We start from the raw sequence: 13,256 nt of genomic DNA on the forward strand, positions 1-13,256 counted from the left end.
ATTCTCTCTTAGTATGAACCGACATTCTATATGCTCTTTTTTACTTCTTGTTGTTCATTCAGAAAAGTCTATTAGAATGCGTATTTATATTCCCTGTATAAGCCAACTAGTACTTTCTGTATGAGTACTCCATGCATCTTCTGCTTTCCATCACCCGAAAAAACACTCTTCTCGAATATGTATGCCTATTGCCGGTTTGATGATTACCCGGTTACGCCCGGTCATCTCCTCATCATCCCCTATCGCCATATCATATCTTTTTTCGATGCAACCAACGAGGAACAGGCTGCAATGATGGAACTCGTCAGGTCAGGAAAGGAGTATTTAGATGGGTTAATTCGGTCCTTCGTGTCAGTGAAACGATGCTGAACGAAAAAGATTAGCCCCAGTCGTCTCTGAAATTTTAAGCACAATAATGGAAGCCTGATTCAGAATAGGCTTGAACATAGTACGGAATGGCTCAGGTTCCCATTATGAGAGCACCCTGACATCCCGACATCCGAAAGAGGCGTAGAGAACGTCCTTATCTGGAAAGGCACAATATTATGATCTGAATCGGCAGATAGTTTAAATACATACTTCACAGAGAGGATATGAGATATCTGTGATACCTTTCGTTCTACTCCTCTCTTTTATACTGTTTATCCCTCTTTTCATCGGTGCAGCAGTCGCCCTGTTTCTCTGGTATCACCGGAGGGAGATACAGGATGATATCGCCATCCTCTCCCTGGCCGGGTTACTCCTTGGAGAAAGTCTCTATTCTGCAACCTACAGCAATGAACTTCTCCTTCCTGGTCCGGAAGGGTATATGTTCCTTGTCTTTTTCAGATATCTTGGCATGTTCCTCTTCCTGGTCTCAATGATCTGTTTCTCTTTCAGGTTTATCGGATTCTGGAATAGGAAAAGCAGAATCATTCTTGGGATTATCAGTATACCGGGAATTGTATCACTTTTCATCATCGGAACAAACTCAATTCATCGTCTCTATTACCCGAATGTTATCCAGATTACCGCAGATATCCCTCATTTTGTTCATACGAATGGAATCCTTTACATGCCGGTCCAGATATATGCCCTTCTGGTTCTGGTTCTGATAAATGCTTCCCTCCTGTACTGGATGTTCTCATCACCCCGATCCTATGGCTCTACCGTCTGGCTCATTTTTATCGGTGCTCTCTCCCCCCTGGTCGGGCTTATATTATACCAAAGTGGTATCCGTCCGTTCGGATTTGTCAACCTTGTTCCATTCAGCCTGATAATCACGGCTGTTGGATGTACCCTTGCCCTGGTAAAATATCGCCTCTATACCCTCCGGCCGATTGTCTATCGCAGTATCTTCAATGAAATTCCTGCAGGGATACTTCTATTAGACGCCGAAAACCGGATTATTGATATAAATCATATGGCACGGTCTTTGCTGCAAATCAACAGAACTGATGCGATAAATATCTCTCTTGGGGAACTCCTCCCTTCAAACCACCAGATATTTGATGTCCTTGCATCAGCTACTCAGGACCATGTGGAGGTATCATCAGGGGATCGGTCGTTATACCTGACAAAAAATAGTTTAGCTGGTCTTAAAGGTGAACACATCGGGACTTTGATTCTTCTTACTGATATTACCAGGCAAAAAGCAGATGAATATGCCTTACGTCAGAATGATATCATAATTCGAAGCACGCTTGATGCAACGAAAGATGGGATGCTTATTGTGAATCAGCATCATCAGATTATTGGCTCGAACGAACGTTTTTTCCGAATGTGGGATGTCCCTGATACGTATCGAACCTGCACTGAAGAGAAAAAACTCCTTCAGGTTATGGAGAGAGAAACAGAACATCCATCATCATTCTCATCACTGATACAGGAAATTGCAGATGGAATCGTCACACACTCTGACATAATTTCTCTGAAAGGAGGAAAGGTACTTGAATGGTATACCACACCGCTGATTATTACCGGACAGCAGATGGGCCGGATATGGACTTTCCATGATATAACCGATCTGAAAGAGAAGGAGCGTTCTCTAAAGGAGAGTGAATCACGGTTAAAATTAGTCCTTGACAATGCACCGGATCTTATCTGGCAACTGGACATGGATGGAAATTTCACCTATGTATCCCCCTCATGGACCCGGGTTCTTGGGTATGCGGTTGATTTTGTCGTCGGTAAAAACTTCCGGTTTTTTGTTCATCCTGACGATATCTCTGTTTGTGAGCAGTACCTTGAAAAGTCTTTCATGAAAACCGAAACAAGACCAGGAGTAGAATACCGTGTCCGTCATGCGAATGGAATATGGCATTGGCATTATGGAAGCCTTATCATCACGTATAATTCAGATGCTGATCGGTATTCTGTGATTGGAACATCCCGTGATGTGAATGACATAAAGATTGCAGAGAAATCTTTGAAAAATGCGAACCGCCAGCTGAACCTTCTGACCAGCATTACCCGGCATGATATTCTCAACCAGGTCACCGGTCTTATCGGGTACCTTGAATTTGCATTGGATGAGATACCGGCTGGAAAGGTTAGAACATATCTTGAAGAATGTGAATACTTTACCCGGACGATACAAAACCAGATTGAATTTACCAGGGTCTACGAGGATATCGGATCACTGGAACCGGTATGGCAGAATATCGGCGAAATCATGCAGAAAAAGCGTTCTGTTGCTCGAATTACTATTTTACCAGATGTTTTCCGGTATGAGGTCTATGCTGATCCCATGTTAGAGCGGGTATTTGATAATCTTCTTGACAATTCTATCCGGCATGGAGGTCATGTAACTGAAATTACTATCTCCTGTCATGAACATGAAAAGACGCTCGAAATCACGTATCAGGACAACGGCACCGGTATTCTAAATGATGAAAAAAGCCGGATATTTAAACGAGGGTATGGAAAAAATACCGGAATGGGTCTATTTCTTGTCAGAGAGATCTTACAGCTGACCGGGATTACCATCTATGAGACCGGAGAGCCGGGAACTGGTGCACGATTTGAGATGCTTGTTCCAGAAGAATCATTCAGGGTTATACAGGAGTAGGAACACGTTTCATCAAAAAAATTTTTAACCCATCTTCTCATGAATAAACTCTGCAATCGTCTCAATTGACCGTTTAGTGAGGAGTATCGCAATCTTTCCGGAAATATCCTTTTCTCTGACTTCAAAGACGGTATGCACGAGAGCAACCTGCTCTTCGGTAAGAAACCTGGAGTCGGCCAGGATATGATCCAGTGAATCCTCATGATATTCAGGGATATGAAATTCTATCTTTTTTCCCAGGATATTGGTTATTGATCCCATGACTGCATTTACAATGATATTTGCTATCTCAGTCAGAGTCATCTGCCAGAGTTCATCATTCGTCTGCGTTTTTTTCTCTTCCCCGGTCATGAGAAGGAAGAGACCTTCAGCACTCTCCTGTGGAAACATGAGCATTGCCGTGCCATCAAATGCACCACTGTAATCCTGGTTTATAACGGTAAATGGAAGGTCAGGACGAGGAAGTTCTTTTTTTAATTCACGAACCGTACAGATTTTTATCTCCGGAACCCGCAGACTGACATGATGGCCGGTCAGGGTATTCAGGCTCCCTGCAGATCGTCCAACTCCGATATTGACCAGTTCCACCATCCCGTCCAGAACCGGCTGTGATATATGGTTCATGATTCTTTGGTGATCAGGTTTGTAATCACCGGGATGAGTTCTTCGGCTTTTACCGGTTTATTCAGGAATGCCCGGGCTCCAAGAGAGAGACATTCATCCCTTGTCGAATCCTGGACATCAGAGGTGAGCATCACGACCGGTATGGTATTCCCGGTATCATGAAGTTCTTTTAAGACCTCGATCCCGTCTTTTTCAGGCATCAGGATATCAAGCAGGATAAGATCAGGCTGTAGCTCTTGTATCTTGAGAAGACCGTCATTTCCGTCTACTGCTTCATAGACCGTAAATCCTCCGGCACGCAAGGGAGCACCGACGACCCTGCGTTGAAATACTGAATCATCAACGATTAAGATACTGCTCATTGATCATCATAATGACGGGAATTATGAAATAGATTGTGGAAGGTATATATCTCATTCCTCTCCCGGATATCTGAAATGACCGGCAGGGACCCGGATCTCAAACCGTGCCCCTTTTCCCGGTGTTCCGGTCTCGATTATCTGCATCCCGGTGATACCCAGAATCTCTCTTGTAAGAAAGAGCCCAAGGCCGGTATTTGATCCAAAACCTTTGTTAAAAATACGTCCCTTTTTATCTGATGGAACCCCAACGCCATTATCCTCAAGAATGATGGTGACACTATCAGGGCCCTTCACATGTGACACCGTAATGTGGGAGGTATGTTCTCCATGACGGACCGCATTCTCAAGCAGATTGTACATGGCTTTTATGATGAGGGGATCTGCTAATATCTCCAGGTTTCCGGTATTGGCCTCTATGGTAATGTCCCTAAATATCGGTCCGGTTCCTGAGTTCTTCACTAACGACTCGACATGGTACCAGGTCGGGGCAGCATTTCCCATCTCCTGGTAATCACGGGCAAAGGTGATATGACGCTTCATGGATAGCGTCGATTCTCTCATCTTTTCAAGATACGTCTGAATTTTTCCTCCAGGTTCCTGATTCAGAAGTATCCCTAAGTATCCTTCAAAGACCGTCAGAGAATTTAACAGGTCATGCCGGGTGATTGAAGCGAGATTATTCAGTTTCGAGAGTGCCATCTCAAGAGCACGTTCGGTAATTTTCTTCTCTTCCAGTTCAAAGGCGATCTGGTCTTTTATCTGCCTGTACCTGAAGACCTGTTCGGTAATGGCCGTCACATCTTCAACCGTGATGATCGCCTGTGCCCCTTCATCCGGGAGAATAAAGGGGGATATTGTTATTCGCTGATATTTTCCTTCATTCTGGGAGTTCTCCCTGAGTGGAAAAATCCGGGGATGGAACCGTGATGAGAGGATGACCGGTCCGCCTCCTTTGAATACGACTTTCAGCCGTGACCTTTCATGATGCTCTCCGAATACCGGTACAACATCCTCAAGAATCTTTCCTTCTGCCTGGATTTGGCTGATACCGGTCCAGGTTTCTATAGTCCGGTTCCAGAACGTGATGGTGTGATCCTCACGGATGATGCAGATACCAACCGGGAGGGTATTCAGGCTTTGGGAGATGATGGATGCATAATCAGACGTCATAGCCCCCTCTCCATGATCTGCAGAATGGTTCGTTGCAGAAAGTCGAATGATTCTGAGGTAATTGAAAAGAATAAAATCCCCTCAATCTCACGATCCTGGATCTGAAATTTTGTTCTGGCAAGGATTCCCTGCTTGGGCTGAGAATTGATAATAAGAGTATTTTCCACCCATTTTCCAATCCGGTACACCGGGTAGAGGAAGGTGAGAGGAGAGGAAAGGAGAATAGAGAATGAGCTCATAACCGAACTGATAATAACATTCCCGACTTCAATGAGAGTTTCAACCCTGAGGGCATCCATCTCATCCGGAGATCCCTCCTCACCGGTCAGGAGAACGACGAGGTGAATTGCACTTTTATGAGGGATGATAAGGCTGAGTGAACCGGTATATTCACCGGAGAAGGTGAGAATTACCTGGGATGATTCATCAGGGTCGGTGAGATCCAGAAGAGATGAGGCCTGAGTATGCATGTCACATATCCTGACTTCAGGAACCGTCAGGGTAACATGAGCCTTGGTCAGCTCGTTTATCATCCCTGCTGAATGACCGACTCCGATGGTGACAAGTTCCCGAATCCCGTCTATTACTTCATCAGATATTTCCATGATCGTAATTCCGTGTTCATGGTTACTTGTTGGTTTTACTAATAAATGTTCCTGAATACGCAAGTATCAGATACTATTTATTCATCCGAATCAACATCTGCTGCATATATGGTCAGAAGGAGTTCAGACCCGTCGAATAATCTGTATTCTGGTTTCCTCCCTGAATGAGAAAAGGTTTCACGGAAAATTATTGGTACACCATCACCTCTTTTTTCCATGTAAAATCTTCTTCCCCCAATGGTTTCTGCATATGAAACAGGGCATTCGGAAAGGAGTGACGTGATCAGTTCGTTTCGTGTTGCCTGTCTGAACTCAATGGTATCTAGTGTTATCGTATTTGGGAGAGAACCAGGTGAATAGATCTCCAGCCGGTCATCATACAGGAAAAGTCGAATTTTTGACCCATATATGGAATAGTCCCTGTGTGCAACGGCATTTACAATCGCCTCAAAAACGGCACGCTTATTGTATTGTGTTTTTTCAATCCTGTATGGTGTTTTCCGAGCGGAAATTCTCTGGTTGGACATGACAAACGATACTGCAGCATCGATCTGTTGATCCAGCGGACCGGTTATCTTTCTTGCATCAACCTGAAAGTGAGAGTCCTGAATAATTCCACGATAATGAACCGCTTCAATAAACGCTCCTGTAAGATATTTTTCAGGATGGATTGATGAAAGAAGTACTCCTGACACTGTAGCACAAAGAATGCCTGATTCATCCCGTTTCAAAAGTCCTCTTTTCTCTAACTGAACTTTTGGATCTTCATTTGGAGATGTAATAAATCGTTCATAATAACGTGGCTCTAAGTCGGAAATAGATGTATTGGGAACAGTCTGTTCATCAAACCAGATAACCCGTGCCTGACTTCTCTGCTGAAAGAGCCGTGCAAGATATTCCGGGGGCATCTGACGTTTAGAACTCCCAAGACGCATCAGATATCCTCCAGGACTTTGATGAACAAATAAACTTCTTGGAATTTCAATTTTCAATATATGGCGTGAAATTCCCCTGCTGTCAGGTAACGTAATTCTGAAGGCACGATAAATCACCGGAGGGTTGATGCTGTCCATGCAGATATCCCTGATATATGTCTCTACAAGATCGATCTTTTCAAGAGGTATACCTAGAATCTCGCGTGTTTTGTCATCAACTCCGAGTATAAGGATTGCTTCATTGGTATTTGCAAATGCTGCAATTTCATCTGCAAGATCATTTCGTGACGGACCCTTAACTCTGTCCCCAATGAACTCTACTCTTTTTAATTCGAATGCGTTATCTTCGCCTAGACGGATTTTTTCAAGAAGATCATGAGGACTGTCCAACATGGTCATTCCTTAAGAATACGAGTATATCTCTGCTCAAATGCATTTCTTCCACCCTCCATCAGGCTACAGATCTCCTCTCGAACTTCTCTATCCTGCAAAGTTCCCTGGTTATTTATTATGGTATTTTCATGTTCAGATTTGAATGGTATTATGAGGTCTGCATTACCATTTACGACTATATTTGCATTATGGGTAATAATAATCACCTGACGCTTTTCCTTTAGACCTTGCAACAATGTTACAATGAGATTGAATATGAGATGGTTATCAAGATCATCTTCAGGTTGATCGAGAATCAGCGGGTTTGTTCCATATCTTAAAATAAAGTACAATATCGCTGCGTTTTTCTGCCCCGGCGATCCTTCTGTAATATCTTTGTATTCTCCCTTCTTTTCATCCCAGTACCCGATATAGAGTGTATCTTTCGGAAACCAAAATGCAATCTTATCCAATTGTTCTGGAGAGCATTTTTTCAGGGACTTTAACAACCTATTATCAAACCCGTCTATCTCCTCGCCATCACATAACCGATAGAGGATTTTTTTCACTGCATTCAAATGAGAAAGGGAGATTTCTTCTTTTTTCTCATCTTGCCGGGAAGCATTCATTTTGAAAGAGAGGGTATCTAGAATCCCAGACTTGTCATCAGAAGATGAAAGGAATGATGCCTGATTCCCTTTGATATTAAGTATTTCCCGAAGTGTTTCCTCTGCTGATGATTTGTCTCCAAAGGGAATGATCCGCATAATAATCTGGCTTTTCCCGTTTAGATACTTTGAAAGAAATCTTTTCCGTTTTTCTGTCAATTGGTAGCGATGATCATTTATTTCTGATAATAATTCACTCTCCTGTCTTTTGTACTCCTGAAGTATCTCAATTAACGAATCATATGAACGGATCTCTTCCTCGATTGCTTCTTTCTTTTGAATTAGCGATCCATACTCCGAAATATCATGAATGCCCTGTTCTAATAGTTTTTTTGTCAGATCTTGATATCTATTTACTACAAAATCGAAATCTTTTTTCCAGGGTGAAGTTTCTTTGGTTTCTAACCAGGATTGCCATTCTTCCTTCAACTGATCTGCGATGGTCGTAATACCGGATATCAATTCATTAATTTTTTTTGTTTTTTCTGTTAATTCCTGAGCACACAAAGCCTCCGTGGGTATTTCCGGATTTAGATCGGCAATATCCGGATCAATAGCTCCCATTTGAAAAACAAGAGTATTTATTGACTCATGTGCGTTCTGCCAGCTCTCCTCCCATATTTCGATAGCACGGTTTGTTTTCATCACTTTATGATACTCTGCCAGAATCGTTGAATACCCGGATTTTTCTATGTGGTGTATCTTTTGAGTAATATCTGACAGAGTTCCATAAAGTGTGTTTTTATCAGGGAGTGATGCATATATCTCCCTGATTTTAGCCTGAATTGTCAGATATCTCTTTGTCAGGGTTTTCCATCTGGATTGCCACTCTGAAAATCCGACATCAGGATCCTGATCTATCATGTCGATGAATGAAGAGGGATTTTTCGCCATCTCAAATATCTGTTTTTGGCTGAATATGGTAATAGGGAACCTTTTGACAATATCACCTGCTACATCGTCATATACAGTATCATCTGATAACAAGGATACCGTATGGCGGTTTGTTATAGCACTCCATTCTATATGGTATCGAACGTGATCTTTTTCATATTCAAACGAAATTACAGAGTCTTTCTCAAGAAGCCCTGCAGGATCTTCATCATGGGATAAGCAATATTTTTGAAGCTCCGACTGTAATGATTTTGGAATTTCTTCTTCTCGTACCGCTGCAATTCTGATAAACTCAGCGAAAGATGATTTCCCTGTCCCTCTCCCTCCAATAATCGTATTTAAACCGGGGTTCAGATGAACGATGAACTCTTCTCCTTTTCCCATATATCTGGTGTTTTTTATCGTCACCTTCGGTATCCAGGGATGATTTATGGATGATAAATCAATAGTATCGTTATGAGATATTTTAACCGAATTCCTGGCATCCAATACTGCCATTTCGAGTCCATCCACGTTAGGTTCACGCATTTTTATCCAGGTGAATAGTGGTGGGTCTTGTTCATTGGGGAGTCTATGAAGATCAGATCCGACAATCTGTGCCCAGGGAGGATCTGCGTTTTTCACTATTTCAGGCCAATCTGATGACTTTTGAGTGGTTTCTATCACGATATTGTAATTATTTGCAAGAAGTCTGCGTAATGAATTTGGTGGTAATCCGAATATTCCGGCTTTCGTATCTGCATGAGCAGGGATTGGAAGGGCACCATGGTTTTTGATACATTGTAAGACTTCCAGAGTATTTTTTTGGGTAAAAACACCGTTTGTTTCACCCCACATACTTTTCGGTATATCTAACCTGGTGAGCAGATCCTCAACATCCCGTGTCCCTTTGTTTGTATCGAAAATTGCAAGTATATGAGTATTATCAACGGTTGATAGTTCTACACCTGGAAAGATGATAAGTGGTCGAAATCCAGATGGATGATTATTATATAACTCAGCATATATTTTTTTTATGGGATCAATTGCCTCGCCGGTATTATGGTCAGTAATGGCAATTACATCAATACCTGTCTTCATAATGGCAAGAAGCCAGGTTTTTAATGGAATTTCCTGCAAAGAAATGCTATCATGTGAAGCAGAGGTATGGAGATGAAGGTCACATTTCCACCAGCGTGCTCCCGGGTATGAGAAAATTGAATTCATTATAATGATTTCCTACATTCTCTTAATCCTGATAATCGGTGAGAAGAATGGGGCATTCTTCCCATAGATTATAAAAAAACTCAACAATCCGGGATCGTTATTTTTCCTCATACATGAATCAGTTCGATATGTATATCATGTTATTTTTGTGCAAGAAATAATTATTCTATTTCAACATGTATCTTTTTGTGCTGCATCAGGATACATGAAAGTATAATAATGGTACTATCCATTGAGTTCGTCTTCATTTTTTAACAGATAATTATAACCACACCTCTCCTTTATACACAACCGTATTGGATTTCAGGGTTTCAGCGATAGTTATCGTCCACAGCCCGTGTGGTTTTAACTCCTGGTTGCCCCCGCCACTGTCACCACATCCGGTCTGGCCTGGATTATTCACAAAAAAGTATGTTCCTCCTCGTTTTACGATAAATATCTGGGTCCCCGGCCCTACTCTAAACGGATCTGATCCTATCGCTGCACATCAGGAGACGGTATGGCTGGATCCATCCGGAGGGGAGATATGAATACTCATGTCTTTGAGTTCATTTCCTGCTCCCGGACCGGCACTTCCTCCTGATCGACCACTGATTCCCTCACCTGCCATGCACAGTATACTGACCGCATCAATCATCTTTGTGGTGTTATTGAAGATAGGGTCGGCTTTAAACGCAGTAAAGGCGGTATCTGGGACCGATCCGATAAGGCCCATCATAAAGGCTGAGACGATGGATGCCAGTGCAACCACCAAAGCAACCATCAGTATTTCTCCGATTACTTCTGACACTGCAGGATCATTTGGGTATCCGGGTATTCTGCTCATGGTATGTACCTGTCAGTTGGCGGTTATATTATTTTGTGTATTTTTCATTATTCTGGTATTGATGACGGGTGCGTATAATGGCGGCAATGATTTTTGAACAATTCCTGATTATTTGACTAATTTTTAAGAGGATTATTCGGAAAAGGTTTTTAGTATCAGTCATCACGATCTTCTTTTTGTAGATGATCTGGGTACTATGATTTAAAAAAAGATAGAGGAAAACAGAGGTTTCTCACTCTATGATGCAAGAGAACTTTCGAAAGAGAAGAAGAGATTGGGAAATCGATTGCTTATTTTAATCTTTGAATTATTCGGTCATTTCCAGTAAGGTTTGAATTACTTCCTGCCCGTCTTTATAACTTATTCGATTATAGAATGTGAATGGATTATTTGTATTCATTAAGCGTAACAAACAATCTTTTAAAAAACTATACTCCGATAGAAATTCACCGATAATATCAAATCTGATCTCCTGACCTCCCATGTTGGGATCAATGAGGGCCAGAATATCTCCATAATCTTTGAGTAGTTTTCCCTGCTCCCATTCGTTATCATGAGAAATATTATGCGAGATTCGATAATGCCTGTCCCATGATGCTTTTAATTTCAAGACGAGAAGAACCGATCTATTAGGTATACGAAATGAAATATTGCCGATCTGTCTGATTTCAGTATTTTCAATGAGTATCTCAAATGAGAGGCTCTTATCTGTACCTTCAAATTGCTGATCCCTTTCATATGTTCCGAAATCTATGATGATTGGTTGTCCTTCTGATGAAATTTTCTTTACTGTGCTTCCGGTAGTTGTATATGGTAACCGGTAATCAGAAAAACTGTGTTCTTTCTTCAGATAATGCTTCAGACTTTGTCTTATCCGGCTACTTGTGATCAGGTCAATGTCAAGTGAACCAAACCAGGGGTTATATGCATGAACAGCCTAGCCACCTATAAGTACTGGAAGAAATTGAGAACCCTGTGTTTCATGTCGTAGTAACCATTGACTGATTATCTCAAGAATCTCAAGAGATTCAGAAATTAAAGCTGATGATGGATTATAGACGGTCAAATATTTCTACCATTTTTTTCGCAAGATTTATGCCTGAATATCCCATCCCTGCAATATCAAGGAGGGTTTGACCGGGTGATGTTACCCGTATCCCCTCAATTAACTTCGATGATTTACTTACATCCCTGTCTGGGAGGTATACTATTGCCTTAATTCTGCCTGTTTTATCTGTATACGTATTTAGAAGAAACGGAATATATTCTTTATCAATATAAAAATGGATTTCATCATGTTTCATTGCATAACCAGTATAAAGGCCGGCTGCCGTAAAGGAATTACACACCAATTCAAACCCGTGCTTCATACCTACATCACTGAGTTCTTGTGCTGCTGAATGAAAGTCTTGATGAGGAGGCCAGAATTCACTGATCTGTAATTTTCTCGTATTTCTCTCCCATGCGATAACATTAAAGAGAGGGGAAATGTCTTGAATCTGAATAAGATTGACATTTTTTATTGCAATGTCTGAATCAAGTAATTCCTGGATCACCTTATGAGCAAGACCATATGAGACATGTTCCTTTACTGCCAGCTGTCTGATTGAGGTTCTTTTCTCCTTTAAAAGACGACAAATAACTCTCCAGGATTTTTCGGCGGTTATTTTTCCTTTTGTGGCGTATTGATCGGTTATTTGAGGGATGGTCAGATTATGAGGGAGTTGAACCAACTCTACATTGATTTTTTCCGCAAGTAATTGAATTTCCTGAGGGATTACGGTAGCCGCAATGATAAATCTATAATTCTTTTTGGATGTTTCTTTTTCAATGAGTGCCTTTTGAAGGGCTGTATAACTAAATGATTCAATAGACACTCTTTTTTTAACCTCAATAACATAGGTCCACTTCGGATCCTGGATCAGAATATCGGACTGAACCGGAGTATCAGTAATAATCGGTTCTTCATAGGAAATCATTGCGTCTTTGGATTGAATACCTAAAGTTGACACAATAAAATCCACAATTTTTTCTTTATCGGTACTGACATGTAAGGAGGACACAAGTATCAATGAAACGTGATATATATTTAAATTTATCAATGATACATATCACTAAATCATGATACCTTAATAACCATATCAATGATACCTCTCCTTCTCGTATCTCTCTCATCTCTCTACACTCCTTTCTACTCCACCTGGATGTCTGATGAAACTCGGTATGTAACGCAACATATAGTCCTTACGAAAGAGGGAAACTCCTTTACGAATGAATCACTATACATAGGAGAATAGCTAATAACCCCCTTCCAACAAATTGAGGCATATAAATACTTTATAAACTTGCGATCAGCAAAGGGGGGTTTTTACTATCCTCATAGGAGTATCTGATAACCTAATCCTGGTGAGAGAGGGCATATGACATTTCAGGATTATCAGGCATCTGCATCTGATTCTCATACTCTGTCTGCTCCTCTGAAGATCCTGTATGTCGATGATGACACGGACCACCTCGCTCTGGCCCATCATTATCTTGAAAAATC

Annotated in this window: 11 protein-coding genes; 2 read left to right on the top strand and 9 right to left on the bottom strand. The window is 41.5% G+C overall.

Translation table 11 applies throughout. The annotated features are described in order from the left end of the window. The first annotated feature begins 120 nt into the window (after positions 1-120). Both LDL35_RS09125 and LDL35_RS09130 read left to right on the top strand, forming a co-directional pair. Positions 121-369, top strand: coding sequence for an HIT family protein (locus tag LDL35_RS09125; RefSeq protein WP_304021981.1), 249 nt, complete (start codon positions 121-123; stop codon positions 367-369). Positions 370-604: 235 nt separating this feature from the next. Then, positions 605-3,049 (top strand): PAS domain S-box protein, encoded by a 2,445-nt coding sequence (locus LDL35_RS09130; protein ID WP_304021984.1) that lies wholly within the window; start codon positions 605-607, stop codon positions 3,047-3,049. 24 nt (positions 3,050-3,073) lie between these two features. Here LDL35_RS09130 and LDL35_RS09135 read toward each other — a convergent pair whose 3' ends face one another. The 9 genes from LDL35_RS09135 to LDL35_RS09175 form a co-directional block, all read right to left on the bottom strand. Then, on the bottom strand, positions 3,074-3,673 hold the full coding sequence (locus tag LDL35_RS09135; RefSeq protein ID WP_304021987.1) for a chemotaxis protein CheX: 600 nt from the start codon (positions 3,671-3,673) through the stop codon (positions 3,074-3,076). Beyond that, positions 3,670-4,035: a response regulator transcription factor gene (locus LDL35_RS09140; protein WP_304021990.1), complete on the bottom strand. Its 366-nt coding sequence runs from the start codon at positions 4,033-4,035 to the stop codon at positions 3,670-3,672. The genes LDL35_RS09135 and LDL35_RS09140 overlap by 4 nt, the downstream gene beginning before the upstream one ends. A gap of 51 nt (positions 4,036-4,086) precedes the next feature. Then, on the bottom strand, positions 4,087-5,205 hold the full coding sequence (locus LDL35_RS09145) for a PAS domain-containing sensor histidine kinase (RefSeq protein ID WP_304021992.1): 1,119 nt from the start codon (positions 5,203-5,205) through the stop codon (positions 4,087-4,089). Beyond that, entirely contained in the window at positions 5,202-5,810 is a 609-nt protein-coding gene (locus LDL35_RS09150) for a hypothetical protein (RefSeq protein ID WP_304021994.1), read from the bottom strand. Before LDL35_RS09150 ends, LDL35_RS09145 begins: the two co-directional genes overlap by 4 nt. A gap of 77 nt (positions 5,811-5,887) precedes the next feature. Further along, positions 5,888-7,138, bottom strand: a complete 1,251-nt coding sequence (locus tag LDL35_RS09155) for an ATP-binding protein (RefSeq protein WP_304021996.1) — start codon at positions 7,136-7,138, stop codon at positions 5,888-5,890. 2 nt (positions 7,139-7,140) lie between these two features. Beyond that, entirely contained in the window at positions 7,141-9,885 is a 2,745-nt protein-coding gene (locus tag LDL35_RS15335; RefSeq protein WP_369694909.1) for a TrlF family AAA-like ATPase, read from the bottom strand. Between the two features lie 262 nt (positions 9,886-10,147). Continuing rightward, the gene (locus LDL35_RS09165) at positions 10,148-10,288 is read right to left on the bottom strand and encodes a hypothetical protein (protein ID WP_304021999.1); all 141 of its coding nucleotides are present in this window, start codon (positions 10,286-10,288) and stop codon (positions 10,148-10,150) included. A gap of 84 nt (positions 10,289-10,372) precedes the next feature. After that, a complete protein-coding gene (locus LDL35_RS09170) occupies positions 10,373-10,711 on the bottom strand; it encodes a type IV pilin N-terminal domain-containing protein (RefSeq protein ID WP_304022001.1) in 339 nt (112 codons plus the stop codon). A 1,052-nt stretch (positions 10,712-11,763) separates the two neighbouring features. Then, entirely contained in the window at positions 11,764-12,735 is a 972-nt protein-coding gene (locus LDL35_RS09175; RefSeq protein ID WP_304022002.1) for a hypothetical protein, read from the bottom strand. Between the last annotated feature and the right edge of the window lie 521 nt (positions 12,736-13,256).

Source organism: Methanospirillum hungatei, from assembly GCF_020216685.1.
Classification (GTDB): domain Archaea; phylum Halobacteriota; class Methanomicrobia; order Methanomicrobiales; family Methanospirillaceae; genus Methanospirillum; species Methanospirillum hungatei_B.